This is a genomic window from Arthrobacter melezitosi (genome assembly GCF_054511055.1).
Window position 1 is genome coordinate 230,116 of sequence record NZ_JBTNDJ010000003.1, and the last position, 24,677, is coordinate 254,792.

The 24,677-nt window shown below is 71.6% G+C and carries 23 protein-coding genes; 19 read left to right on the forward strand and 4 right to left on the reverse strand.

From position 1 onward, the window contains the following. Positions 1-100 precede the first annotated feature (100 nt). The 6 genes from ACX80W_RS05660 (at position 101) to ACX80W_RS05685 (ending at position 7,612) form a co-directional block, all read left to right on the forward strand. On the forward strand, positions 101-1,822 hold the full coding sequence (locus ACX80W_RS05660) for a DUF8094 domain-containing protein (RefSeq protein WP_459281218.1): 1,722 nt from the start codon (positions 101-103) through the stop codon (positions 1,820-1,822). A gap of 54 nt (positions 1,823-1,876) precedes the next feature. Continuing rightward, positions 1,877-2,827 (forward strand): tetratricopeptide repeat protein, encoded by a 951-nt coding sequence (locus ACX80W_RS05665; RefSeq protein ID WP_459281220.1) that lies wholly within the window; start codon positions 1,877-1,879, stop codon positions 2,825-2,827. A gap of 35 nt (positions 2,828-2,862) precedes the next feature. Continuing rightward, positions 2,863-3,975, forward strand: a complete 1,113-nt coding sequence (locus tag ACX80W_RS05670) for an NADH:flavin oxidoreductase/NADH oxidase (protein ID WP_459281222.1) — start codon at positions 2,863-2,865, stop codon at positions 3,973-3,975. Between the two features lie 30 nt (positions 3,976-4,005). Beyond that, positions 4,006-4,305 carry a DUF3039 domain-containing protein gene (locus ACX80W_RS05675; RefSeq protein ID WP_459281224.1) on the forward strand — a complete coding sequence of 100 codons (300 nt, stop codon included), beginning with the start codon at positions 4,006-4,008 and terminating at the stop codon, positions 4,303-4,305. A gap of 77 nt (positions 4,306-4,382) precedes the next feature. Beyond that, positions 4,383-5,834 (forward strand): MFS transporter, encoded by a 1,452-nt coding sequence (locus tag ACX80W_RS05680; RefSeq protein ID WP_459281226.1) that lies wholly within the window; start codon positions 4,383-4,385, stop codon positions 5,832-5,834. After that, positions 5,831-7,612 carry a DEAD/DEAH box helicase gene (locus tag ACX80W_RS05685; protein WP_459281227.1) on the forward strand — a complete coding sequence of 594 codons (1,782 nt, stop codon included), beginning with the start codon at positions 5,831-5,833 and terminating at the stop codon, positions 7,610-7,612. Before ACX80W_RS05680 ends, ACX80W_RS05685 begins: the two co-directional genes overlap by 4 nt. Before the next feature lie 70 nt (positions 7,613-7,682). On the opposite strand, the gene ACX80W_RS05690 is transcribed toward ACX80W_RS05685, so the two are convergent. Further along, positions 7,683-8,306: an isochorismatase family protein gene (locus ACX80W_RS05690; RefSeq protein ID WP_459281229.1), complete on the reverse strand. Its 624-nt coding sequence runs from the start codon at positions 8,304-8,306 to the stop codon at positions 7,683-7,685. Continuing rightward, positions 8,303-9,571, reverse strand: coding sequence for a nicotinate phosphoribosyltransferase (locus ACX80W_RS05695; protein WP_459281368.1), 1,269 nt, complete (start codon positions 9,569-9,571; stop codon positions 8,303-8,305). Before ACX80W_RS05695 ends, ACX80W_RS05690 begins: the two co-directional genes overlap by 4 nt. Positions 9,572-9,729: 158 nt before the next feature. Between ACX80W_RS05695 and clpS the strand changes: the two genes are divergently transcribed. From clpS to ACX80W_RS05740, 9 genes are all read left to right on the forward strand, one after another. Next, positions 9,730-10,038 carry an ATP-dependent Clp protease adapter ClpS gene (clpS, locus tag ACX80W_RS05700; protein WP_459281231.1) on the forward strand — a complete coding sequence of 103 codons (309 nt, stop codon included), beginning with the start codon at positions 9,730-9,732 and terminating at the stop codon, positions 10,036-10,038. A 7-nt stretch (positions 10,039-10,045) separates the two neighbouring features. Beyond that, positions 10,046-10,612: a DUF2017 domain-containing protein gene (locus ACX80W_RS05705; protein ID WP_459281233.1), complete on the forward strand. Its 567-nt coding sequence runs from the start codon at positions 10,046-10,048 to the stop codon at positions 10,610-10,612. Between the two features lie 81 nt (positions 10,613-10,693). Beyond that, positions 10,694-11,611, forward strand: coding sequence for a glutamate racemase (gene murI, locus ACX80W_RS05710; RefSeq protein ID WP_459281235.1), 918 nt, complete (start codon positions 10,694-10,696; stop codon positions 11,609-11,611). Beyond that, positions 11,608-12,405, forward strand: a complete 798-nt coding sequence (locus ACX80W_RS05715; protein ID WP_459281237.1) for an MBL fold metallo-hydrolase — start codon at positions 11,608-11,610, stop codon at positions 12,403-12,405. Before murI ends, ACX80W_RS05715 begins: the two co-directional genes overlap by 4 nt. A 127-nt stretch (positions 12,406-12,532) precedes the next feature. Next, on the forward strand, positions 12,533-13,273 hold the full coding sequence (locus ACX80W_RS05720; protein ID WP_459281239.1) for a class F sortase: 741 nt from the start codon (positions 12,533-12,535) through the stop codon (positions 13,271-13,273). A 63-nt stretch (positions 13,274-13,336) separates the two neighbouring features. After that, positions 13,337-14,149: a ribonuclease PH gene (gene rph / locus ACX80W_RS05725; protein ID WP_459281240.1), complete on the forward strand. Its 813-nt coding sequence runs from the start codon at positions 13,337-13,339 to the stop codon at positions 14,147-14,149. Beyond that, positions 14,142-14,789: an RdgB/HAM1 family non-canonical purine NTP pyrophosphatase gene (gene rdgB / locus ACX80W_RS05730; RefSeq protein WP_459281242.1), complete on the forward strand. Its 648-nt coding sequence runs from the start codon at positions 14,142-14,144 to the stop codon at positions 14,787-14,789. Before rph ends, rdgB begins: the two co-directional genes overlap by 8 nt. A 47-nt stretch (positions 14,790-14,836) precedes the next feature. Further along, a complete protein-coding gene (locus ACX80W_RS05735) occupies positions 14,837-15,508 on the forward strand; it encodes a DedA family protein (protein ID WP_459281244.1) in 672 nt (223 codons plus the stop codon). After that, a complete protein-coding gene (locus ACX80W_RS05740) occupies positions 15,505-16,167 on the forward strand; it encodes a GNAT family N-acetyltransferase (protein WP_459281246.1) in 663 nt (220 codons plus the stop codon). The genes ACX80W_RS05735 and ACX80W_RS05740 overlap by 4 nt, the downstream gene beginning before the upstream one ends. Here the strand turns inward: ACX80W_RS05740 and ACX80W_RS05745 are convergent. Next, entirely contained in the window at positions 16,148-16,762 is a 615-nt protein-coding gene (locus ACX80W_RS05745) for an HAD family hydrolase (protein ID WP_459281247.1), read from the reverse strand. The genes ACX80W_RS05740 and ACX80W_RS05745 overlap by 20 nt on opposite strands. Positions 16,763-16,856: 94 nt before the next feature. Here ACX80W_RS05745 and ACX80W_RS05750 point away from each other — a divergent pair, with 94 nt between their 5' ends. Next, positions 16,857-17,846 (forward strand): 3'-5' exonuclease, encoded by a 990-nt coding sequence (locus ACX80W_RS05750; protein WP_459281249.1) that lies wholly within the window; start codon positions 16,857-16,859, stop codon positions 17,844-17,846. A 154-nt stretch (positions 17,847-18,000) separates the two neighbouring features. Here the strand turns inward: ACX80W_RS05750 and ACX80W_RS05755 are convergent, their stop codons facing one another. Next, positions 18,001-19,044, reverse strand: a complete 1,044-nt coding sequence (locus ACX80W_RS05755; protein WP_459281251.1) for an ADP-ribosylglycohydrolase family protein — start codon at positions 19,042-19,044, stop codon at positions 18,001-18,003. A 184-nt stretch (positions 19,045-19,228) separates the two neighbouring features. On the opposite strand from ACX80W_RS05755, the gene ACX80W_RS05760 reads away from it, so the two are divergent. The 3 genes from ACX80W_RS05760 to ACX80W_RS05770 all read left to right on the forward strand — a co-directional run bounded on the left by ACX80W_RS05760 (position 19,229) and on the right by ACX80W_RS05770 (position 24,640). Next, positions 19,229-20,203 (forward strand): aquaporin, encoded by a 975-nt coding sequence (locus tag ACX80W_RS05760; RefSeq protein ID WP_459281252.1) that lies wholly within the window; start codon positions 19,229-19,231, stop codon positions 20,201-20,203. A gap of 108 nt (positions 20,204-20,311) precedes the next feature. Next, positions 20,312-21,472, forward strand: coding sequence for an exonuclease SbcCD subunit D (locus ACX80W_RS05765; RefSeq protein WP_459281254.1), 1,161 nt, complete (start codon positions 20,312-20,314; stop codon positions 21,470-21,472). A gap of 27 nt (positions 21,473-21,499) precedes the next feature. Further along, the gene (locus ACX80W_RS05770) at positions 21,500-24,640 is read left to right on the forward strand and encodes an AAA family ATPase (RefSeq protein WP_459281256.1); all 3,141 of its coding nucleotides are present in this window, start codon (positions 21,500-21,502) and stop codon (positions 24,638-24,640) included. The last annotated feature ends 37 nt before the right edge of the window (positions 24,641-24,677 follow it).

Genomic DNA, 24,677 nt, shown 5'->3' on the forward strand with positions numbered 1-24,677 from the left:
GTGAGTGCAGCCTGGTTCTTCCGTGCCCGCGGACGGCCGGCGGTGCGCCGCGGATCGGGAGGTCCGCTCGACAAGACAACGAATAGGTACCCGCGTGCGCGTGAAAACTGCAGTCCCGATCATTATTGCCGGCGTGCTGCTGATGCTCCTGGGCATCGGCCAGCGGACGTTCTGGGCGCCACCGGAGACGGTGACCTTCAGCGTGCCCGACGGCGCGGAGACCGGACCGGTGACGGTCATCGATGCCGCCGCCCGCAACGACGGGGCCGGTGGCGTCGAGATCACGGTGAAGGGCGACGGCGCGTTCACCCTCGCCGTGGGCAGGGCGGCGGACGTCGACGCCTGGGTCGGCGACGCCGCGCACCTGCGGGTCACCGGGGTCGGCGAAGACACCCTGGAGACGGAGTTCACCAAGGGCGAGGCAGAGGTCCCCGATCCCCGCGGCGCGGACCTGTGGACGAGCGAGGAGACGGCCGAGGGATCGGTCACCCATTCCTGGATCAACCCGGCCGAGGGCGACTTCTCCATCCTGCTCGTCGCCGACGGCACCGCGGCGGCGCCGTCGGACATCTCCATCACCGAACCCAATGACGCCTCGACGCCCTTCGCCGTGCCGCTGATCGTCGCCGGCGCCCTCGTGGCCGTCCTCGGCATCGCGCTGCTCTTCGTCACCCCGCGCAGCCCGGGGACCGGGCCGGGCCGCCCCACCCCGGCTCCCGAAGGCTCCCGGGCCTACCTGCGGCAGCAGCAGCGCGCCGGCGGCGCCGACCGCCGGGCCCGCGCCCGGCGCCTGGCCCACCCGGTGTCGGCCGTGACCGTCGCGGCGCTCCTGGCCGGAACCGCCGTGGCCGGCCCGGCCGTCGCCAAGCCGGCCGATCAGCAGCCGGAGCAGACCGGGTCCGCCGAGGGTTCAAAGTCCGGGGGAGCCCGGCAGGGCGCCCCGGCCGTCCTCGAATCCCAGCTCGAGCGCATCCTCGGATCGGTCGCCACCACGGTGGCCGAGGCCGACGCCGCGGCGGACTCCGCCCTGCTCGAGCCCCGCGTTGCCGGGGCGGCGGTCGAGCTGCGCACGGCGGGCTATTCGGTGCGGTCCAAGGACAAGGAGGCCCCGGCTCCGGCTCCGGTGGCAGGCTCGCCGGTGCTGACCCGGGTCATCCCGGCGGCCGGTGAGTGGCCCCGCACCGTCGTGGCCCTGACCCAGGGCGAGGGCAACCCCGTTCCGCAGGCGCTGGTCCTGACCCAGGACAGCCCGCGCACCAACTACAAGCTCGTGTCGGCGATCCAGATGCTTCCGGGCACCACCTTCCCCGCATCCGCGGCCGACGGCGGACTCAATGAACTTGCGCCCGACGCCGAGGACACGCTCGCCATGGCACCGCAGGCCGCGGTGTCCGCCATCGCGGACTTCCTGACCTCGCCGAAGGGCCAGCACAAGGACACCTTCGAAGCGAACTCCTTCGCCGACGCCATCACCGGCTTCCAGTCGCAGGTGGTGGCGGACAAGGACAACGCCGCAGCCACCATCTCCTTCCGCCATGTCGCCCAGGCCCCGAGTACCCGGGCGTTGGGCACCGAGGACGGCGGCGCCGTGGTCTTCGGCTACCTCAAGCACACCTACTCGAGCGTGCCCAAGGGCAGGGGCGACTCCATCGACCTCAACGGCACGATCTACGAGACGCTCACCGGCCAGAAGAAGACCGAAAAAGGAATTGACGTCGACTACGGTGAGGCCGTGATGATGTACGTACCACCGGCCGGCAGCAAGGACAAGATCCGTGTGATCGGCGCCGCCCAGCAGCTGTTGGCCGCCAAACTCAAGTAGGCGCCCCACCTCCGCACCCCTGAGTCCGGGGTTCCCGACCCGAAAGGCAAGCTCTTGTCCACACCAGCCGGCCGCGGCAATGTGCCGCCGTCAATGAACCTTCACGGTGCCGTCGACCTCTCCGCCGTCAAGGCGCGTGCAGAGGCGGCCGCCCGCCCCGCCGCGGACCGGCCCTCCGCCGCCAGCCCCTACATCGTCCAGGTGACCGAGCAGACCTTCCCGCAGCTCGTGCAGCTCTCCGCCACGGTTCCGGTGATCGTCGACCTGGGCGCGGCCTGGAGCGAGCAGTCGGCCCAGGTCAGTGCCGTCCTCGAGGCGGCGGCGATCGAGTTGGACGGCCGGATCCTGCTGGCCAAGGCCGACCTGCAGGCCCAGCCCCAGATCGCCCAGGCGTTCCAGGCTCAGGCCGCGCCCACCGTCGTGGCCGTCGTCAAGGGCCAGCCGGTGCCAATGTTCGAAGGTGCGCTGCCGGCCGAGCAGATCCGCGCCTTCATCGATGAACTGCTCAAGGTCGCCGAGGCCAACGGCGTCACCGGCACCCTCAACGACGGCGCGCAGGCGGCCCCCGGCGCCCCGGCGCCGGAGCCCGAGCTGCCGCCGCTCCACCAGGAGGCCTTCGATGCGATCGAGGCCGGCAACTTCGCTGCGGCGGCCGCGGCCTACCGCAGGGCGCTGGCCGAGCAGCCGGCGGATGCCGACGCGAAGGCCGGGCTGGCGCAGGTCGAACTCATGCAGCGGCTCGAAGGCGCCGACGCGGCCGCGATCCGCAGCGCCGGTGCCGAGCGGCCCGACGACGTCGACGCCCAGCTCGCGGTCGCCGACCTTGACCTGAGCGGGGGACACGTCGAGGACGCCTTCGCGCGCGTCACCGGCTTCATCGCGCGCAGCGCGGGGGAGGACAAGGAAGCGGCCCGCAAGCGGCTGCTCGAGCTGTTCGAGATCGTCGGACCCACCGACCCCCGGGTCACCAAGGCGCGGGCCGCGCTGGCCCGGGCGCTCTTCTAGGCTCCGCACCCCGTTCCACCCACCGTTAGGACTTCATGACTTCCGGCACCGCCCCCGGCCTGTTCGACCCGATCACCCTGCGTTCGCTGACGGTGCCCCACCGGGGGTGGGTGGCCGCGATGTGCCAGTACTCCTGCGACCCGGTGGGCGCCCCCGGGGTGCCGACGGACTGGCACCTGATGCACCTTGGCCAGTTCGCCGCAGGGGGAGCGGCGCTGATCATCACCGAGGCCGCTGCGGTGAACCCCGAGGGACGGATCAGCCCGCGGGATGCGGGCATCTACAACGGGGAGCAGGTGGCGGCCTGGCGCCGCATCACCGACTTCATCCATACCCAAGGCATCCCCGGCACCCTCACCGGGATCCAGCTGGCCCATGCCGGGCGCAAGGCCTCGACGTACTGGCCCTTCAGCGGGCTGCACGGCTCGGTGCCCGAGGCCGAGGGGGGCTGGCAGACGGTCGGCCCCACCAACGACGCCTTCGACGGTTACGCCGCCCCGCGGGCCATGGTGGAGGATGACATCCTCGCGGTGATCCGCGACTTCGGCCTCGCGGCGCGGCGCGCCGTCGAGGCCGGTTTCGACACCGTCGAAATCCACGGCGCGCACGGCTACCTGCTGCACGAGTTCCTGACCCCGCTGGTCAACACCCGCACCGACGGCTGGGGCGGTTCCGAGGAGGGCCGGTTCCGGCTCACGCTCGAAGTGATCGATGAGGTCCGCCGGAACATCCCGGCCGAAATGCCCCTGCTCCTGCGCATCTCCGCCTCCGACTGGGTCGAGGGCGGCCTGGACGGGGCCGCGTCGGCGCGGCTCGCGCGGCAGGCGGCCGAGCGCGGGGTCGACTTCATCGACGTCTCCTCCGGTGGTGCGGTGCCGCACGCGAAGATCCCCGTTGGGCCGGGATACCAGGTGGAGTTCGCCGAGACGGTGCGGGCGGCCGGGCTGCCCACCGGGGCCGTCGGCCTGATCGACGCCCCGGAGCAGGCCGAGGCCATCATCCGAGGGGGGAAGGCCGACGTCGTGCTCATCGCCCGGGCGGCGCTGCGCGACCCCCACTGGTGGCTGCGGGCGGCCTCCGCCCTGCAGCGGGAGCTGGACCCGGTGCCGCAGTACCAGCGGGCCGGATCCTTCGGCCGTCCCGCCTGACGCACCGGGGGCCGGCGGTAGAATGGGCTCATGACGATGCCCGCAGACCCCTTTGCCAACGATCCCCTGGACAGCCCCGGCGCCGGCTCGACCGCCACCCTTGAGCGGGAGGAGATGCGCCAGGAGGTGGAGCCCGGCGACAGTGAGCGCTTCGCGCACTATGTGCGCAAGGAAAAGATCATGGAATCCGCCCTCACCGGCGAGCCCGTCATTGCGCTCTGCGGCAAGGTCTGGACCCCGGGCCGCGACCCGGAGAAGTTCCCGGTGTGCCCCGAGTGCAAGGAAATCTACAACGGCCTGCGGCCCGGCAAGGACGAAACGCCGAAGTAGGCCTCCGGCCGGTTCCCGGCTCCCGCCCCACCGCCTCCGGCCCGCCGCAGGAGGAGAGCTACGACGCGTAAGGTGAAATGACGGATACCCCCGCGCCCGAATCCGCGATGGCGGCCCGCCTGCGTCCGCTGACGATCGGGCTGATCGCCATCATCACCTGTGCCGCCTTCGAGGCAATGGCGGTGGCTACCGCCATGCCCGCCGTGGCCGCCGAGCTGGGTGGGGAGGCGAGCTACGGGCTCGCCTTCTCGATGTACCTCACCGCGTCCCTGCTGGGCACCGTCCTGGCGGGGTCCTGGACCGACCGGCAGGGTCCGCGTCCCGCGCTCGGGGTCGGTATGGCCCTGATGATCGCCGGCCTGCTCCTCTCCGGGGCGGCGCCGGAGTTCTGGGTGGTCACGGCCGGCCGTGCGGTCTCCGGGCTCGGCGGCGGCTTCCTGATCGTCGCCGTCTACGTGGTCATTGGACGGGCCTTTCCCTCCGGGGCCCAACCCGTTGTCTTCGGCTGGCTCTCGGCCGCCTGGGTCGTGCCCTCCCTCGTGGGACCCCTGGTGGCGGGCGTGGTGGCCGAGGAGCTGCACTGGCGGTGGGTGTTCCTCGGCGTTGCGCCCCTGGTGGCGGCCGCCGGACTCATCGTCGCTCCGCGGATCCGCGCCCTCGGACCGGCGGGTGACACCGCCGCCAACGCCGGCGGGAACGCCGGTTGGCAGCGTGCCGTACGCGGCCTTGGCCTTTCCGGCGGTGTCTTCGCCGTGCAGTGGGCCGTGAGCCGGCTGGCGGTCGACGGCACCAGTGCTGCCGCGACCGGGCTCCTGGCCGCCCTCGCCGCGGCCGGGCTGGCGGCGGTGCTCATCACCCTTCCCGGCTTGCTGCCGCGCGGCACCCTCCGCTTCGGCCGGGGCCTGCCAAGCATCATCGGAACCCGCGGGCTGGTGAACGTCGCCTTCTTCGGGGCGGAGGCGTTCATCCCGCTGATGCTCGTGAGCTCCCGCGGGGTCAGCGTGTCCACCGCCGGGCTGGCCCTCAGCGCCGGCGCGCTGGGCTGGAGTGCCGGCTCCTTCCTGCAGACCCGGGTGCGGTTCCGCCGCCAGTGGCTCCTGGTGGCCGGTTCAACCCTGCTGTCGCTGGCCCTGGGCGGCTTCGCCCTGGCCTCGGGGGTGGCGGCGCCCCTTCCCGTCCTGGTCCTGGTGTGGGCCCTGGCGGGAATGGCGATGGGCATGACCCTTTCGAGCACCTCGGTCCTGGTGCTCTCGCTCTCGCCCAGGGACGAACAGGGCCGCAATTCGGCCTCCCTGCAGATCGCCGACCAGCTCGGCGGCGTGGCCGGCACCGCCGGCGCCGGGACCCTCTTCGCGCTGCTGCGGGACCCCGCGGCGCCCGGACGCGTGGAGGTCTTTGTTGCGATCTGGCTGGCTCTGTGCCTGTTCGCGGCAGCAGGTATAGTTTCCGGTCTGAGAGGGGCACAGGCACCCAAGGCCGGCCCCGAAAAGGACACCAAGAAGTCAATGGAAGGTACTGTCCCGGCGTGAGTAGTGACACCCTGTTCGGGGCCGGCCCAGCCCTGCCGCCCGCCTATCCGGAACGTGCGGCCTGGGGTACGGCTCCCAAGCTCCGGCAGTGGCAGAGTGAGGCCCTCGAGAAGTACTTCGCCAATTCGCCGCAGGATTTCCTCGCCGTCGCAACCCCCGGGGCGGGTAAGACGACCTTCGCCCTGCGCGTCGCCACCGAACTGGTGGAGCGCGGCATCGTGAACCGCGTCACCGTCGTGGCCCCCACCGACCACCTGAAGCGGCAGTGGGCCGACGCCGCCGCGCGGGTGGGCCTGGCCATCGACCCGAACTTCAAGAACGCCGACGGCCGCCACGGGAACGGCTTCATCGGCGTCGCCGTCACCTATGCCCAGGTCGCCAGCAAACCCATGCTCCACCGGGCCAAGACCGAAGCGGCGAAGACCCTGGTGATCCTCGACGAGATCCACCACGGCGGCGACGCCCTGTCCTGGGGTGACGGCATCCGCGAAGCCTTCGAGCCCGCCACCCGCCGGCTCGCCCTGACCGGCACCCCCTTCCGGTCCGACACCGCCGCGATTCCGTTCGTTGAGTACGTCGAGGACGGCGAGGGCATCCGGCGCTCGCGCTCGGACTACACCTACGGGTACGGGCAGGCACTGCGCGACCACGTGGTGCGCCCGGTGATCTTCATGGCCTACTCGGGCCAGATGCGCTGGCGCACGAGCACCGGCGACGAGATGGCCGCCTCCCTCGGTGAGGCCGCTGTGACCAAGGACATCACCGCCCAGGCCTGGCGCACCGCCCTGAACCCCTCCGGCGAGTGGATCCCCGCGGTGCTCGCGGCGGCCGACAAGCGCCTCACCGAGGTGCGGCGCACGGTGCCCGACGCCGGCGGGCTGGTCATCGCGACGGACCACGACGACGCCCGCGCCTACGCCGGCCGGCTCAAGAAGATCACGGGGGAATCCCCGACGGTCATCCTCTCCGACGATGTGAAGGCGTCCTCGAAGATCGAGGAGTTCTCCGCGGACACGACGCGGTGGATGGTCGCCGTCCGCATGGTCTCCGAGGGCGTTGACGTGCCGCGGCTGGCGGTCGGGGTGTACGCGACCTCCACGGCGACCCCGCTCTTCTTCGCCCAGGCCGTCGGCCGGTACGTGCGCGCGCGGCGCCGCGGCGAAACGGCGTCGATCTTCCTGCCCTCCGTCCCGAACCTCATGGCGCTGGCCAACCAGCTGGAGGCCGAGCGCGACCACGCCCTGGACCGCCCCAAGACGGGGGAGGAGGACGACTTCGCCCTCGAGGACGGCCTGATGGAGGCCGCGAACCGCGAGGAGAAGGCCTCGGATTCGCTCACGAAGCAGAAGTTCGAAGCCCTTGAGTCGCAGGCCTCCTTCGACCGCGTGCTCTTCGACGGCGGCGAGTTCGGCACCGGCGGTGAGATGGGAAGCGAGGAGGAGTTCGACTTCCTGGGCATCCCCGGGCTGTTGGACGCCGACCAGGTGGGGCAGCTGCTCCGCCAACGCCAGCAGGAGCAGCAGTCTCGGCGGCGCGGGCGCCCCGCCGAGCCCGCCCCGGCGGACCCATCGGTGCCCGACCACCGGCAGCTGACGGAGCTGCGCGGCCAGCTCGCCAAGAACGTTTCCGCCTGGTCGGCCCGCACGGGCACGCCCCACGGCGTGGTCCACACCGAGCTGCGCAAGGCCTGCGGCGGGCCCGCGGTCGCGCAGGCCAACGAGGAACAGCTGCAGCGCCGCCTGAAGAAGCTGCAGGACTGGTTCATCGGGCGCAAATAGGCTCCTGCCGACCCCCGGCACCCGGCACCCGTTATCCCGGTCCCGGGACCGGGGTGACGGGTGCCGGTACTCAGCGCCGGACTTCGACCCCCGCCGATTCGAGTTCCTCGAAGGTGTCCTCGATCTTCCCGGCATGTACCGCCCGGGTCAGGTCCGGAAGCACCGTGACCGAATAGCCGGCCGCGAGGGCATCCAGGGCCGTGGCGCGCACGCAGTAGTCGGCGGCCAGACCGGCCACCACCACCTCGTCGACGTCGCGGTCCCGCAGCCAGTCGTCGAGGCTCAGCGGCGTCTCGTCCGGCTCGGCCAGGGCCGCGCCGAGCTTCCGCTCCCCGGTGGGAACCTCGTCCTCGGGCGCCAGGACGCCCTCGAAACCGGAGTAGGCGGCCTCGAACTGGCCCTTGCGGAACACCGCGTCGAGGTTTTCAGTGTCGAGGTCGGGGTGGAAGTCCGCCCCGCGGGTATCGGCCACGCAGTGAACGGGCCAGGAGTCGATGAAGTCCGGAGTCTCGGAGAAATGCGGCCCCGGATCGATGTGCCAGTCCTGGGTGGCCACGACGTAGTCGTAGTCGGCCGCGCGGGCGTCGGCGTGGTCGCTGATGGCGGCCGCGACCTCCGCGCCGCCCTCCACCGCGAGGGAACCACCCTCGCAGAAGTCGTTTTGGACGTCGATGATGATCAGTGCGCGCGTCATGGAAGAATCTCCTCGTACTCGGTTGGGATGGCTGGCTCGCCGCGCTGAAGGCGGTGCACGGACTCCGGAAGCTCGGCGACGGACTCCGAGTGGCGCAGGGCCGCCCGCTGGACGCCCTCCGCGCCGGTCCAGCCGGGCAGGACCTCCCCGCCCTTGACGAGCTGCTGGAGCAGGGGGCGGTCATTGCCGTCGTCGGTCGGCGATGCGGAGATGCCCACCACCTCGGCCGTGGCCCTCCCGTGTTCATCGAGCCGGCGCAGGGCGTATTTCCTCCCGCCCACTGACGACTTGTTCTTCGCCGCCTTCGCCACCGACACGAAGGTGCCGTCGTTGTCCTCGCGGCTGACCAGCTTGTAGACCATCCCGGCGGTCGGGGCGCCCGAGCCGGTCACCAGGGAGGTTCCCACGCCGTAGGCGTCGACGGGCGCCGAGGCCAGCAGTCCGATGGCGAACTCGTCGAGGTCGGAGGTCACCACGATGCGGGTGTTGGTGTTGCCCAGGTCATCGAGCAGTTCGCGCACCCAGCGGGCCTGGGTCACGAGGTCGCCGGAGTCGAGCCGCACCGCCCCCAGGTCCGGGCCGGCCACCTCCACGGCCGTGCGCACCCCCTGTTCGACGTCATAGGTGTCAACGAGGAGGGAGGTGCCCCGGCCGAGGGCCTCGACCTGGGCCTCGAAGGCTTGGCGTTCGGTGTCGTGGAGCAGGGTGAAGGAGTGGGCCGCCGTGCCGACGGTGGGTACCCCGTAGCGCCGGCCGGCTTCGAGGTTGGAGGTGCTGGCGAATCCGCCGATGATCGCGGCCCGTGAGGCGGCCACCGCGGATTCCTCGTGGGTGCGGCGCGAGCCCATCTCGATGCACGGCCGGCCCGCGGCGGCGCTGGTCATGCGTGAGGCCGCCGAGGCGATGGCGCTGTCGTGGTTGAGCACGGAGAGCACCAGGGTCTCAAGGATGCATGCCTCGGCGAAGGTGGATTCAACGATCAGGATGGGGGAGTTCGGGAAGTAGGCCTCGCCCTCGGCGTAGCCGTAGATGTCCCCGCTGAAGGAGAAGTCGGCGAGCCAGTCGAGGGTCCGGTCGTCCACGATGGCATTGTCCGAGAGGTATCCGAGCTGGTCGTCCTCGAACCGGAAGGAGCCCAGCGCCTCGAGGAGGCGGCCGGTTCCGGCGGTGACGCCGTAGCGCCGGCCGTCGGGTAGCCGGCGGGCGAAGGCTTCGAAGACCGAACGGCGGTGCGCGGCACCCGAGTGCAGGGCCGCCTGCAGCATCGTGAGCTCGTACTGGTCGGTGAACAGTGAGGTGTTGGGCTGCCCCTTCCGGGGCGCCGGAGCGCTGCTGGCTTTGGTCACAGTTCAAACATTAGCGGGGCGTTCGCTATGTGAGTACCTGACCGCCCGGGGTCCCGGGGCAACTTAGAATGAGGTACATGACACCTGGCGCTTCCACAGATACCCGTGTGCGGGACGAAGCCTCAACCCGTTCAGAGGCCAGCCTGGACCAGCCCTGGGTCGTTGTCGTCTGGAACGACCCGGTGAACCTCATGACCTACGTGAGCTACGTCTTCCAGACCTACTTCGGGTACAGCGAGTCCAAGGCGCGCACGCTGATGCTCGAGGTCCACGAGCAGGGACGGTCGGCGGTGGCCACGGGCAGCAGGGAAAAGGCCGAGCGCGACACCGTCGCCATGCACTCGTTCGGACTCTGGGCCACCTTCGAAAAAGCCGGAAGCGAGTAAGCCCTCCATGGCAAAACCGTTCAAGTCGACCCGCCGCGGGATCACCGGACACTTCGAGCCGGGTGAGGTGCGCCTCCTGGGCACCCTGTTCAGCGACATCATCACCATGCTCGAGCCGGAGACCGGCCCCAGCACCGACCCGCTGGCCGCGATGGTCGGGGTGGACACCGAGGCGGAGCGGCCCACGGACTCGGCGCTCCAGCGCCTGTTGCCCGACGCCGTGCGGGGCGACGAGGCCGAAGCACTCGAATTCCGCAGGCTCACCGAGCGTTCCCTGCGCGAACAGAAGATCGGCGCGCTGCGCAGCAGCGCCCTGCTGCTCGAGAACAACCCCGTGACGCTGAACCCCGAGCAGGGGCGGCTGATGGCCCAGGCCTTCAACGATGTCCGGCTTGTGCTGGCCGACCGGCTGGGGATCCGGACCGACGAGGACGCCGCCCGCCTCCACGGGATCGATGATTTCGCCGACGCCGAGGACGTGGAGACGTACCTGGCGCTCGTGTACAACTTCCTCACCTGGCTCCAGGAGTCCCTGCTGCAGGCGATGCTCAGCAGCGGCCGCACCGCCCGGTAGGCGGCCCCCGCCTTCGGTGTGATGGATCCCACGCGGAATCAGTTAGTCTCCGGGCTCCGCACGCCCTATTCTCAGTAGACTATGAGCTCAGAGCCTGCGGGAACATCGCCCTCGATGAAGTCCGGGGCGCCGATCGGTATCTTCGACTCCGGAGTTGGCGGCCTGACGGTCGCCCGCGCCGTCATCGACCAACTGCCGAACGAGTCGATCCTCTACGTCGGCGACACGGCCAACGGCCCGTACGGGCCCCTGCCGATCGCCCGGGTGCGCGCCCATGCGCTTGGCGTCATGGACGAGCTCGTCGACTCGGGCGTGAAGCTGCTCGTCATCGCCTGCAACTCGGCCTCCGCGGCGGTGCTCCGCGACGCCCGGGAGCGCTACACCGCGCGGTACGGCATCCCCGTCATCGAGGTCATCCAGCCCGCCGTCCGGCGGGCGGTGGCGGCGACCCGCAGCGGGGACATCGGCGTCATCGGGACCTCCGCCACCATCGGGTCGCGGGCCTACGAGGACACGTTCGCCGCGGCTCCACATCTGCGCATCACCTCGGCGGCCTGCCCGGAGTTCGTTGAGTACGTCGAGGCCGGGGTCACTGCGGGGCCGGACCTTCTTTCGGCCGCCGAGCGGTACCTCGAGCCGCTGAAGCGCGCCGGCGTCGACACCGTGGTGCTTGGCTGCACCCACTACCCGCTGCTGACCGGGGTCATCTCGTACGTCATGGGGGACAGCGTCAGCCTCGTCTCCAGCGCCGAGGAGACGGCCAAGGACGTCTACCGGGCCCTGGTGTCCCACGACCTGCTCAGCAGCGGGCCCGGTCCGGCGGAGCACAGCTTCCTGGCCACCGGGGACGCCGAGAGCTTCGAGGTCCTCGCCCGCCGGTTCCTTGGCCCCGAGGTGCTCAGCGTCCAGCACGTCGACCACGTCGCCGCGCAGTACCCCACGGGAAGCCTCGCGCGGATCACCCCGGACATGATCAGCGCCTCCGGCGGCCCGCGGTGAAACTGACGATCGTGGGCTGCAGCGGCTCCTTCCCCGGCCCGCAGTCGCCCGCGTCGTGCTACCTCATCACCGCCGAGCACGAGGGCCGGACCTGGCGGATCCTGCTGGACCTCGGCAACGGCTCCCTGGGGGCCCTCCAGCGGTACATGGACCTGCGGCAGATCGACGCGGTCTTCCTGAGCCACCTGCATCCCGACCACTGCCTGGACCTGTGCGGGCTCCACGTCGCGGTGCACTGGGACCCCGCCGGCTGGGGGCGGCCCCGGATCCCCGTCTGGGGCCCGGCCGCCACGGCCGACCGCATGGCGACGGCGTACGGCCTGGCGCTGGACCCCGGCATGCATGAGGACTTCGAGTTCCATTCCTGGCAGGACCGCACCACGGTGCGCCTCGGCCCGTTCAGCATCACCCCCTACACCGTGCTGCACCCCGCCGAGGAGGCCTACGCACTGCGTATCGAGGTCACGGAGCCGAACGCGGACGGCGTGCCCGAAACCCGGGTGCTGACCTACTCCGGGGACACCGACTCGTGCGAAGGCCTCGTGGAGGCGGCGACCGAGGCCGACCTGTTCCTGTGTGAGGCGGCGTTCCAGGAGGGACGCGACGACGCGATCAGCGGGGTGCACCTGACCGGCCTCCGCGCGGGGGAAGCGGCCGAGGCGGCCGCGGCCAAGCGCCTGCTGCTGACCCACCTGCCCGTCTGGAACGACGCCAACGTCTCGATCGGCGAAGCCCGCTCGCGGTACAGCGGGCAGCTCGCCGTCGCCGTCGCCGGGGTGTCCTACACGGTCTGACCGGCCGCCCTTTCAACGTGCCAACGCGCCGGACCCCGCCGCACCCGCGGCGGGGACTGTACCCTGTGCGGAGGTACCGGTTCCTGGTGGGCCGCGACCTCCATCCTCCTGAAAGGAGCCCGCAGCGATGGCACCCACGGCGCACCCCGACGGGCCCCCGGTACCCAGCGGCCCGTCCCGACCAGGGGACCGGAAGGAGCGCGCGTCCCGGCGCCGCCGTGCCCTGGCCCTGCTGCTGTCCTCGGCAGGGGCGCTGGTGCTCGCCCTGCTCGTGTTCAATCCCCAGCTCCAGCCCGGCTCGCCGGCCGCCGGGAGCGACCCCACCGCGCCACCGCCGACGCTCTCGCAAACGCCTTCACCGACCACCGCTCCGGCCGCTCCGAGCGCAGCGCCCACGAAGGCACCGGCCGGACCGGCCGCCGCCGCACCCACCCACCTCACGGTGGAGGCAGCCGGCATCGACGTCGCGGTGCTCCCGCTGCGGCCGAGCGCCGCCGAGCTGGAGAACCAGTCGATCGTCCCTCCGTTCACCGACGACGGCTACTGGCTCGCCTCCTACGGCATGCCGGGCACCGGATCGAACAACACGACCTACATCACCGGGCACAGCTGGGAAGGCAGGGAAGCCCCCTTCGACCGGTTCAGCACGCACACCGAGGTCGGTGACACGGTGAGCGTCACGACGAAGACGGGCACCCTGCGCTACATCGTCGACGCGATCACCACCCACGACAAGGACACCCTCAAGACCAGCGACATCTGGAATGTCGTCCCGAACCGCCTCGTCATCATCAGCTGCTACACCGAGGACCCCTGGGGGAAGAACGTCGTGGTGACGGCCACCCCGGTTCCCGCCACTGCGGGCTGAGGGTCCCCGCGGGCGCGGTGCCGCCCCGCCGGGCGGGCGCGCGGTGCGGTTTAGACTTGCCTCATGACCCCAGCCGACCTGCCCTCCTCCACGCCCGTTTCCGGTACCGACGCCACGGGCACCACCGCACAGCCGCCCGTGCGGCGCGCCGACGGCCGAACCCCGGACCAGCTGCGGAACATCAGCATCACCCGGGGGTGGTCCACCCAGGCCGAGGGCTCGGCCCTGATCGAGTTCGGCAACACCCGCGTGCTGTGCACCGCCTCGCTGACCAGCGGGGTTCCGCGCTGGCTCAAGGGGGAGGGGAAGGGCTGGGTGACCGCCGAATACGCGATGCTGCCGCGGGCCACAAACACGCGCTCGGACCGGGAGTCGGTCAAGGGCAAGATCGGCGGGCGCACCCATGAGATCTCGCGCCTGATCGGCCGCTCGCTGCGCTCGATCATCGACACGAAGGCGCTGGGGGAGAACACGATCGTGCTTGACTGCGACGTACTCCAGGCCGACGGCGGCACCCGCACCGCGGCGATCACCGGCGCCTACGTGGCCCTCGCCGACGCCATCCGCTACGCCAAGGACAAGAAGCTGATCCCGGCCAATGCGAAACCGCTGATTGACACTGTTGCGGCTGTCAGCGTCGGCATCATCGACGGCGTCCCCATGCTTGACCTTCCCTACGTCGAGGACGTGCGCGCCGAGACCGACATGAACGTCGTTGTCACCGGCTCCGGGAAGTTCGTCGAGGTCCAGGGCACCGCGGAGGGCGCGCCCTTCGACCGGGCCGAACTCGATGCCCTGCTCGACCTCGCCCTGCTGGGCACCGCCCAGCTCACCCAGATCCAGCTCGACACGCTCAAGGAAGCCGTCGGTGCCTGAGCCGGCGCACCGGCTGGTGCTCGCAACCCGCAACCAGGGCAAGCTCCGTGAGCTGCGGGAGCTGCTGCGGGGGCAGGTCCCCGGGCTCGACGTCGACACGCAGGTGGTGGACGCCGAAACGGCAGGGGCCGCGGACGTCGTGGAGAGCGGCGTCACCTTCGAGGAGAACGCAGTGCTCAAGGCGCGCCAGACCGCGGCTGCCACCGGACTCGTGGCGGTGGCCGACGATTCCGGCCTCGCCGTCGACGTCCTGGGCGGGGCTCCCGGGATCTTCTCGGCCCGCTGGTCCGGCCGCCACGGCGACGACGCGGCGAACCTCGAACTCCTCCTGGCCCAGCTCGCGGACATCGGCCCGGAGCACCGCGGGGCGGCCTTCCACTGCGCCGCGGCGCTCGCCGTGCCCACCGGTGCCGTGCACGTGGAGGTCGGCGAACTGCGCGGGACCCTGCTGGGCGGGCCCCGGGGCACCGGCGGGTTCGGGTACGACCCGCTGCTGGTTCCCGCCGGGCTCGACCGCACCTGCGCCGAACTGACCCCCGAGGAAAAGAACCGCATCAGCCACCGGGGCCTTGCCTTCCGTGCGCTTCTGCCGCACCTGATCCGGGCGTTGGACGATGCCGCGGACGGCGCCCGGCCCTGACCGGTTTTGGCGGCGGGGCCCGGGCATAGGGCAGACTTGAAGGCGATATGACTACATTTCTGCAGCAGGGCCTGACCACCGAGTCCGACGGATCCGCACTGGGCGGGGTAGCGGAGTGGGCGGTGAACGTCATGGAGACCATCGGCGCGCCCGGCGCCGGCCTCGCCATCGCCCTTGAGAACCTCTTTCCTCCGCTGCCGAGCGAGGTCATCCTTCCGCTCGCCGGGTTCACGGCGAGCCGGGGCAACTTCACCCTGTTCGAAGCGATCTTCTGGACCACCCTCGGCTCGGTGGTGGGCGCCTACGTACTCTATGCGCTCGGTGCCGGCCTCGGGCGGCGGCGGATGCGCGCGATCGTCGGGCGGGTGCCCCTCGTCGACCTTGAGGACATCGACAGGGTTGAGGCGTGGTTCGCCCGCTACGGCTACCGCGCCGTCTTCTTCGGCCGGATGATCCCGCTCTTCCGCAGCCTGATCTCGATCCCCGCGGGCATCGAAAGAATGCCGCAGGGGAAATTCCTGCTCCTCACCACGGCGGGCAGCCTCATCTGGAACAGCATCTTCGTCCTGGCCGGCTTCTACCTCGGGGAGAGCTGGCATCTCGTGGAGCGCTACGCGGACACCTTCCAAAAGATCGTCATCGCCGCGGTGATACTGTGTGCCGCGTGGTTCATCATCAGCAAGGTCCTCAAGCGCCGCCGCGCCCGCGAAGCCCAGTGACCGCCGACGGGCCCCGCCTGGCCGGGCTGTGGCCGCTCTTCGGGCTCTCGATCACCACTCCGCGGCTCACCCTCACCCCGGTGCGCGATGAGCACCTGCCCGGGCTCGTCGAGGCGATCCTGGCGGGCATCCACGACCCGTCGGTGATGCCGTTCGACGTTCCCTGGACCGACGCGCCGCGGGACACCCTCATCCGGGAAAGCCTGAAATACCACTGGGGGCTGCGGGCCGCCCTCGGCCCCGACGACTGGACCGTCAGCTTCGCCGTGCAGCACGGGGACCGCATCATCGGCGTCCAGGACCTCTCCGCGCGCAGCTTCCCGCTGCTGCGCCGGGTCAGCACCGGCTCCTGGCTGACACTGGACGCGCAGGGCAGGGGGCTCGGCAAGGAGATGCGTGCCGCGGTCCTCTCCTTCGCCTTCGACCACCTCGGGGCCCACGCGGCGGTCTCCGACGCGGCGGTGTGGAACGCGGCCTCGCTCGGGGTATCGGCGGCGCTCGGGTACCGGCCCAACGGCACCACCGTCATCGAGGCGCGCCCGGGCGAGGTGTGCGAACACCAGCTGCTTCTGCTGGCACGGGAGGATTTCCGCCGGCCGGAGTGGACGGCGGGCGTTGAGGGCTTCGACGCGGTGCGTCCTATACTGACAGGCGCCTGAGCTCCCGCGAGAGGTCCGTCTCGGGCCCGTAGAGCCGGGCGTCGATCCCTGCGGAGCGTGCGGCCTCGATGTTCGCCGGCGAATCGTCAATGAAGAGGACATGCCCGGGCTCGGCGCCCAGTTCGGTCAGCACCTGCGCGAAGATGGCGGCGTCCGGCTTGGCCAGCCGCAGGGACGAACTGAAGAACAGCTTCTCGAAGTGCCTCGTCCACGTGGCGCCGGCGAAATGCCCGACCATCGGGGCGGGCATGTTCGACAGGAGCGCCAGGCGGGCCCCGGAGCCGGAGAGTTCATCGAGCACATCAAGGGTCTCGAGGTTGTAGTGGGACCACTGGTTTGCGTCGAGGACGTCGAGCCAGGAGGCGCGGGCTTCGCTGACCGGGTATCCGGCCACCTGCGACCAGTACAGGACCGGGCTGGACTCTCCAGCGTCATAGCCGTCGCGGTGCCGCCAGTAGGCCGAGGAACGGTCCCGCAGCCGCGCAACACCGAGCTCGTCCTCCAGCCGGTCCCAGTCCTCGGCCGTTGGCTCGGTGGAGATCACCATGCCGTAATCGAAGAGGTACCACTGAGGGGGGCGCATTGAACCGGGCATGGTTCAGCCTACGACCCGCCGGCGGTTACCGGCACCGTCCCCGCGTGAACGTTGGGTGAACGGCTCCACTCCGCGGCACGGGTAGCCTTGAGGGGTGGGAATTGAGTTCACGGCGATCGACTTTGAAACAGCCAACGGGTTTCGGGGCTCGCCCTGTGCGGTGGGACTCACGAAGGTCCGGGACGGACGCGTCGTCGACGAGGCTTCCTGGCTGATGCGCCCGCCCGCGGGCCACGACTACTTCGATTCCCGCAATACCGCCATCCACGGCATCACGGCCGACCAGGTGGCCGCCGCCCCAAGGTTCGGCGACCTGTTTCCCGAGATCGGCGGGTTCATCGGCGGAGACATCCTGGTGGCCCACAACGCCGCCTTCGACCTCGGGGTGATCCGCTCGGCGCTCGAAGTGTCGGAGCTCGCCGGGCCCGGCTGGGACTACGCGTGCACCGTGATGCTCTCGCGCCGCAGCTACTCCCTCGCCTCCTACTCCCTTCCGTTCGTCGCCGAAGCCGCTGGGGTGCCGCTGGTCAACCACCACGACGCCGTGGAGGACGCACGCGCCTGCGCCGGCATTCTGCTGGACATCGCCCGGCGCAGCGGCGCCTCGACGGTTGAGGAGCTCATGGCCGTCCAGCGGCTCCCGCTTTCGCGCGCCGAGCCCTATGAGCCCGGGGTCGACGAACTGTCAAAGGCCACCCGGACGGCGCTGGAACGCGGTGCTGCGGCAGGGTGGGCCGGGTGGCCGGAGGAGGGCGACAACCCGCCGCCCAACCCGGCCGCCGATGCAAACCACCCGCTCTACGGGCAGACCGTCGTCTTCACCGGCGACCTTGGCATGCCCCGCCCGCAGGCGAAGGAACGGGCGGCGCGGGTGGGCGCGCAGCCGGCCAGCGCGGTCACCCGCCGCACCACGGTGCTGGTGGTCGGCGACGGGTTCGTGGCTTCCGACCTGCGCAACGGCCGCGTCACCGGCAAGGCCCGCCGGGTGCTCGAGCTGCACGAGCGCGGGCAGCGGATCGAGGTCCTTTCGGAGGCCGAGTTCCTGCAGATGATCGGCGGGCTCTGGCCCGCAGGCAGTCAGTAGGTCCGCGCCGCGCTGCACGCGCCGTCCTGCCGGCCCGGCCCGGGAGCGTACCCCCGCAGCCGATCCCTCCGGCGCCAGGCGGTCGCGGCGGCCGGTTACGCCCTGGGCATTTCAGCAGGCCGCTCAGCCGGGCCGCCGGCCGCGCCGGGACCGGTTACTCCCCGGTGGCCGCGATGAGGAAGTCTCCCAGGGCCCGGATCACGTCCGAGCCGTCGAGCCTGCCGAGCCAGTGCCCCGGCAGGGCATCCTCGCCGTAGAGCGCCCCGAGGATATTCCCGGTGACGGAGCCGGTCGTGTCGCTGTCGCCGTCGTGGTTCACCGCCAGGACGACCCCGGCGGTGAAGTGCCCGCTGGGGTCCGGCCCGGCGGAGGCAAGCGACGCATAGACGGCCAGGGCGAGCGCCTCCGGCGCGAGCCACCCGCTGCCCAGCGCCTCGGTGGCCCGCTCGGGGGGAACCGGGCCGTCCGCGGCAAGCGCGACCGCCGCCCGGAGGCGGTCGGCGAGCTCGGGGTCACCCAGGACCCCGGCATGCCCGATGGCGGCCTGCACCGCCGCTTGAAGGTCCAGCTCCTCGAGGGCGAGGGAGCGGATGAGGTGGCTGAAGACGGCGGCAGGAGTCTGTGCCGCGGGATGGCCGTGGGTCAGCGCCGCGGCGTCGAGCGTCAACCGGTCCGCCATCTCGCGGGGGATCCGCGGCACGAGTCCGAACGGAGCGGAGCGCATGAGCGCTCCGGAACCCTTCGCCCGCGGGTTGAGGGGGCGGTTCCGGGTTCCCATGATGCCGGTGAGGAGGCCGGTGAGGCAGGCATCGCCGGGGTCCCTCCGCTGGTGGAGGACGGTCTGGGCGTCGATCCACCGGGGAGGCGGGGCCGGCGCGGGCTCGGGCGGCGCCTCGCCCTGGGTGGCAAGCCAGCGCAGGTAGGCGAGCCAGAGGATGGCCATCTCGTCGGCCGAGACGCCGTCGTTGGCCCATTCGAGTGCTTCGACCAGCCCGTCGACCGTGTAGAGGGTCAGTTGCGTGTCGTCGGAGAAGACAAAGGGCGCGTCCTCCGCGGGCGCTCTCACCCCGCCCGGGCCGAACCGGGACCGGATCGCCGCCAGGCTGTCGCGTTCCACAAGATAGCCCAGGGCGTCTCCGAGGGCGCCGCCGAGCAGGCTCCCATGGACGCGCTGGGGGTAGGTTGCGTGGTGTGCCATCCTTCCAGTCTAGGTCCGTCCGGCGGGCCGGTCCGGCGCGCATGCCTCGGGTTCGGCCGGACGAATTCCGCCCGGCGGGGACCACGCCTAGGATGGGACGTTGGACGGGTGTGCGCCGCTGCCGGGAGCGCGAGCGCCGACCGCGGGCACCCACGAAAACCCCAACCGAAGGACTCACTGCCCTATGTCGCATGAAAAAAAGCCCACCACGGCGGACGTCGGAACGGACCGCGCCGCCGGCCCCGACCGCTCCGGCCCGTTGTCCGAGCGGTCCTACGGCACAGTGGCCCGGTGCGCGGCCGAAGGCGTCGGTTCCTTCGCCGTCGTCCTCGCCGGACTGGGCGTCACGATGCTCAACACGCAGGCCGGAGTGCCGCCGACCCTTGCTTTCGGGTTCGCGCTGCTCGCCGCGATGATCGCCTTCGGCTACATCTCGGGCGGGCATTTCAATCCCGCCGTCACCGTCGGGTCGGCAGTGGCCGGACGCACCGCCTGGTCATCGGTGCTGCCCTACGTCCTGGCGCAGCTGATCGGCGGCGCGGCCGCCGGCGGCCTGCTGTGGCTGCTGCTCAGTGCCAATGCGCAGCTGACGGACGTCAACGGGCTCTTCGCGGGGGCCTCCAACGGCTTCGACGAGCATTCGGCGGCGCAGTTCCCGCTGACCAGCGCCTTCCTGGCCGAGGTCGTCACCACGGCCATCCTCGTCGGCGTCTTCCTCGGCGCCACCGCCCGGCAGGGCAACCGGAGCACCGCCCCGTTCGCCGTGGGCCTGACCTACGCAGCCCTGCTCACGCTGCTGCTCCCCGTCACCAACGGCGGGCTCAACCCCGCGCGTTCCACCGCCTCGGCGCTGTTCACCGGCGACTGGGCCCTCGCCCAGCTGTGGCTGTTCTTCGCGGCGCCGCTCGTCGGCGCGGTCATCGCGGGACTGGTGTTCCGCAGCATTGACGGGGCCGGCAGGCGCACCGCGCCCGCACCGGCGGCCGTGCCCGCTGCGGAGGCCGCCACCGATCCGGCTCCCACCGGAGCCGGTTCCGCCCCGGCCGGACAGGTTCCGGCCGCAGGCGGTCAGGACGCCTCCGCCGCGGGTCCGGCGGGCCCGGCCGACGAGGTGCGCTCCTTCTTCGACAAGGGGCCCGGAAAGGCCGGCCGCAACTAGCAGCCGGCCCGCCTCGGCGGGCGCCGGAGGACCCCCTTTGGGGTCGAATATCCCCGGCGCCCGCGCGGGAGCCCCAGGAATGTCCGGGGCGGGCGGTAGCGTGAAAATATGCTGTTACTCCACACCTCGGATTGGCACCTTGGCCGTTCCTTCCATGGAACGGGAACCCTCGCGGCCCAGCGGATGTTCGTCGACAACCTGGAGAAGACGGTGCGCGAGGCGCAGGTCGACGTCGTGCTCGTCGCCGGGGACGTGTACGACCGGGCGCTGCCCGGCGTGGACGTCGTGGCGCTCTTCGACGAGGCGCTCGACCGGCTCCGCGGCGCCGGTGCCGAGGTCGTCATCTCGAGCGGGAACCACGACTCGGCCACCCGGCTCGGTTTCGGCGGGCGCATCCTCGAACGCGGGGGAGTGCACCTGCGCACCCGCACCGAGGACATCGACCGGCCCGTCACCTTTTCCCTCGGCGGCGACGCCGAGCTCGCCGTGTACGGCATCCCCTACCTCGAGCCGCGGGTCGTTGCCGGCGCCCTTTCGGCCGAGCCCACCCACTCCAGCGTCACCCGGGCGGCCGTGCGGCGGATCGAGGAGGACCTGCGCCGCCGCAGGGCCTCAGGCACGGTGCACTCGGTGGTGATGGCCCATACCTTCGCCAGCGGGGGCGCCAGCTCCGACAGCGAACGGGACCTCGCGCTGGGGGGCCTCGGCGCCGTTCCGCTGGACCTGTTCGACGCCTTCGACTACACGGCGCTGGGCCACCTCCACGGGCAGCAGAAGCTTTCCCCGACCGTCCGGTACTCGGGGTCGCCCCTGGCCTACTCCTTCTCCGAAGCCCGCCAGACGAAGGGTGCCTGGCTTGTTGAGGTGACCGCCGCCGGGCTCGGCCCGGTGACGCCGGTCCAGTGGCCCGCGCCGAAGGAACTCGCCGTCCTGAGGGGCCGCATCGAGGACCTCCTTGCCGATGCCTCCCTCGCCGAGGCCGAGCACGCGTACTGCTCGATCACCCTTACCGACCCCGAGCGGCCCCCGCGCGCCATGGAGCGTCTGCGGGCCCGCTTCCCCGACACGCTGGTCCTTGCCTTCGAGCCCGAAGGCGGCCGCCCGGAGGACTCCCGCACCTACAGCCAACGCATCGCCGCGGCGGTGGACGACGCCGATATCTGCTGCGGGTTCCTTGAGCACGTGCGCTCCCGGGAGGCATCCCCCGAGGAACGTGAACTCCTGGTCTCCACCGTGGACGCTGCGCTCAGCTCGGTCTCCGAGCGGTGAGCGGCCGATGAACAAAGGAAACGCAGGATGAGGATCTCCCGCCTTGAAGTGCAGGCCTTCGGACCCTTCGCCGAACGGCAGGTGGTGGACTTCGACAGGCTGGGCGCCTCGGGCCTGTTCCTGTTGAACGGCCCGACGGGTGCGGGAAAGTCGAGCGTGCTCGATGCGATCTGCTACGCCCTGTACGGATCGGTGCCCGGGGTGCGCCAGGGCGCCAAGAGGCTGCGCAGCGACCACGCGCCCGTCGACCTCGCCCCCGAGGTCGAGCTTGAATTCACGGTGGGGACGCGCCGGTTCACGGTGACCCGTTCCCCCCAGTGGGAGCGGCCCGCCAAACGTGGCACCGGCACCACGACCGAGCAGGCCCGGACGCTGCTGCAGGAATTCGTCGACGGTGCCTGGGTGCAGAAATCGGCACGCAACGACGAGGCGGGCCTCGAACTTCGAAACGTGCTGGGCATGGACAAGGAACAGTTCACCCGGGTGGTGATGCTCCCACAGGGCGAATTCGCGGCGTTCCTGAGGGCCGACGCCGCCTCCCGGCGCGAACTGCTGCAGCGTCTGTTCTCCACCGACAGGTTCGAGAACGTCGAAAAGCTGCTCAACGACTCGGCCGTCCAGGCAGCGGCCCGGCTGGCTGCAGCGGAGGAAGGACAGCGGCAGACCATCCAGCGGGCGCTCGACGAGGCGGCCCGGCACGGTATCGAAGCGGACCCACCGGCCGACGGCGGGACCGGCCCGGGCGGGCAGGCGGTCGTGGAGAAACTGCTCGAGGCGGTCGCCGCGGAACACCGCGGTGCGGTGGCGGCGGCCGGGCGAACGGCGCAGCAGCTCGAGCGCGGCAAGGCACACTACGAGGAGCTCGCCGCAGCCCGGGCACGGGCCGAGGCACTTGAGCGGTACCGCGCGGCGCAGGCCCGACACGACGCCGCCGCCGGGGAGGCGGCCGGGTTGGCTGCGGCCGTGGCCCGGCACCAGGACGCACGCTCGCTGGCGGGCGTCGTCGACGCCGCCGGGGAGGCCGGCCTCGAACACGAGGGCTGCCGGACCACCTACGGGCGCGCCCTCGACGCGCTGCACGCAGATGAGACCGCGGCAGGTTACCTGGCGGCCGTCGGCGACCCATCCACGGATGGCCCCGCAGCCGGCGCGGCGGACCCGGCAGCCGACCCGGCAGCCGGCGCCGTGGCATCCGGCCCCGGGGCACCGGCCCTTCCGGCGGGGCCCACCTCGGTCCAGCTCGACGCCGCGGCCCGGGCCGCGGCGTCGGATCTAGGGGTGCTGCGCGCGGTGCTCCCCGACGAGGAGAAGCTCCAGGGACTCCACGACCGCATCGGCGGAGTTTCGGCGGAACTTGCGTCGCTGATGGGCCGGGCCGCCGGGCTCGACCAGCGGTTGGCGGAACTGCGTGCCGACAAGGCCCGGCTCGAGCAGGAGGCCGCAGGGTTGAAGGACACCGCCGGGCAGGAGACCCGGCACGCCGAGGCGCTGGCGGACGCCCGGACGCTGGAGGCCACCATCGCCGACTATGCGAAGGCCGAGCAGCGGCGTTCGGCCGCCGAGAGCGCCTATGCGGCGGCCCACGCGGAGCACCTCGACCGGAAGGAAACGTGGCTGACGCGGCTGCAGCTGCGCCTCGAGCAGGCCGCCGTCGAGCTCGCGGGCCAGCTCGAGGACGGCACGGCGTGCGCCGTGTGCGGCAGCCTTGACCACCCCGCGCCGGCCCAGGCGGGTGCCGATGAGCGGGTCACCCACGCCGACGAGCAGGCGGCCCGGGAGGCCCACACCGCGGCCGAGGCGCGGCTCACCGAGGCGCGGGCCCTCCGGGACGCCGCGGCACTGGAAGCGGCCCGGCTGGCTGCCCTGGGCGGTGACGGGGATGCCGCAGCGGCCCGGGAGGCGGCCCTTCACGCCGAAGCCCGGCTCTCCGACGCACGCCGGGCGCAGCAGGAACTCGAGCGGGCCGCCGCGCGGATCGACGGACTCGTCGCCGGCGAACAGGAGATCCTGGCACAGCAGGAGGCGGCAGGGCAGGGGGCGGCCGAGGCCTCCGCCCAGCTGCGCAGCCTGGAGGACCAGGCCGGTGAGCTCGCGGCGCGCCTCGAGGACCACAGGGGCGGTTACGGCTCGCTTCGTGAGCGGGCGGACGCAGTCGACTCGGCCCGTGCCGTCCTGGTGGCGGCCCGCGAGGCCCTCGAAGCCCAGGACCGGGCCGCAGTGCGCGCGGCCAAGGCCGCCCGTTCCCTCGCCGATGCCCTGGCCGGCTCGGACTTCGACGACGCCGCCGCGGTCCGCGGTGCCCTCCTTGAACCGCCGGTGCTCGAGGAGCACCTCCGCCGCATCCGGGACCATGAGGCGGCAGGGCACCGCCTCGAGGCCGAGCGGGAAAGCCGGGAGGTCACCACCGCCCTCCAGGACGAGGCCGAGGGGCGCCCCGTCCCGTCCGGGGCCGAGGTCGAGTCCGCGGGCCGGGACCACGCGGCGCTGGCGCAAAGGGCCGCCGACGGCACAGTGGCGGTCCGGCTCCTTGAGCAGTCGCTGAGCCAGCTCCGGGCCTACAACGCCCTCCTGCTGGAGCAGGAGGGCGCCGTGGCGCCGCTGCGCGAGCGTCACTCGCTGCTGCGCTCGGTGGCCGACTCCGCGCGGGGTGGTGGGGACAACCGCTACAAGATGTCGCTGAGCACCTACGTCCTCGCATCACGCCTCGAACAGGTGGCCGAGGCCGCCACCGAACGGCTGCTGGCCATGACGGACGGACGCTTCGCCCTCGTCCACAGCGACGCGCTGGCGGGGAACAGGAAAGCCGGGCTGGGCCTGAGCGTCATCGACGGCTGGACCGGCAACCGCCGGGACACGGCGACGCTTTCGGGGGGAGAGTCCTTCATGGCCTCCCTGGCCATGGCGCTCGGACTCGCCGATGTGGTCCAGCAGGAGGCCGGCGGGATCGACATCGAGACGCTTTTCGTCGACGAGGGCTTCGGGTCCCTGGATGACCAGGCCCTTGAACAGGTGATGGATGCCCTTGAGGGCCTCCGCAGCGGCGGCCGGGTCGTGGGCCTGGTGAGCCACGTTGCCGAGTTGAAGCAGCGCATCCCGGCCCAGCTCCAGGTGCACAAGGACAGGAAGGGCTCACGCCTGGAATTTGTGGATCAGCTCCAGATGGTGTAGATTCGCTCAGTTACCGGGTAGGGCGCATCGGGAGGAG

What these genes read in the sequence shown, in the direction of transcription:
- ACX80W_RS05695 (WP_459281368.1), bottom strand. Translation starts at nt 9,571, where the DNA reads ATGCTGCAGGCGGCCCTGCACTCGGGTGCCGCGCACCGCCGTTCGGTC.
- ACX80W_RS05670 (WP_459281222.1), top strand. Translation starts at nt 2,863, where the DNA reads ATGACTTCCGGCACCGCCCCCGGCCTGTTCGACCCGATCACCCTGCGT.
- ACX80W_RS05755 (WP_459281251.1), bottom strand. Translation starts at nt 19,044, where the DNA reads ATGGCACACCACGCAACCTACCCCCAGCGCGTCCATGGGAGCCTGCTC.
- ACX80W_RS05720 (WP_459281239.1), top strand. Translation starts at nt 12,533, where the DNA reads ATGGCACCCACGGCGCACCCCGACGGGCCCCCGGTACCCAGCGGCCCG.
- ACX80W_RS05735 (WP_459281244.1), top strand. Translation starts at nt 14,837, where the DNA reads ATGACTACATTTCTGCAGCAGGGCCTGACCACCGAGTCCGACGGATCC.
- ACX80W_RS05705 (WP_459281233.1), top strand. Translation starts at nt 10,046, where the DNA reads ATGGCAAAACCGTTCAAGTCGACCCGCCGCGGGATCACCGGACACTTC.
- ACX80W_RS05680 (WP_459281226.1), top strand. Translation starts at nt 4,383, where the DNA reads ATGACGGATACCCCCGCGCCCGAATCCGCGATGGCGGCCCGCCTGCGT.
- ACX80W_RS05765 (WP_459281254.1), top strand. Translation starts at nt 20,312, where the DNA reads ATGCTGTTACTCCACACCTCGGATTGGCACCTTGGCCGTTCCTTCCAT.
- ACX80W_RS05675 (WP_459281224.1), top strand. Translation starts at nt 4,006, where the DNA reads ATGACGATGCCCGCAGACCCCTTTGCCAACGATCCCCTGGACAGCCCC.
- ACX80W_RS05770 (WP_459281256.1), top strand. Translation starts at nt 21,500, where the DNA reads ATGAGGATCTCCCGCCTTGAAGTGCAGGCCTTCGGACCCTTCGCCGAA.
- clpS (WP_459281231.1), top strand. Translation starts at nt 9,730, where the DNA reads ATGACACCTGGCGCTTCCACAGATACCCGTGTGCGGGACGAAGCCTCA.
- murI (WP_459281235.1), top strand. Translation starts at nt 10,694, where the DNA reads ATGAGCTCAGAGCCTGCGGGAACATCGCCCTCGATGAAGTCCGGGGCG.
- ACX80W_RS05760 (WP_459281252.1), top strand. Translation starts at nt 19,229, where the DNA reads ATGTCGCATGAAAAAAAGCCCACCACGGCGGACGTCGGAACGGACCGC.
- ACX80W_RS05745 (WP_459281247.1), bottom strand. Translation starts at nt 16,762, where the DNA reads ATGCCCGGTTCAATGCGCCCCCCTCAGTGGTACCTCTTCGATTACGGC.
- rph (WP_459281240.1), top strand. Translation starts at nt 13,337, where the DNA reads ATGACCCCAGCCGACCTGCCCTCCTCCACGCCCGTTTCCGGTACCGAC.
- ACX80W_RS05690 (WP_459281229.1), bottom strand. Translation starts at nt 8,306, where the DNA reads ATGACGCGCGCACTGATCATCATCGACGTCCAAAACGACTTCTGCGAG.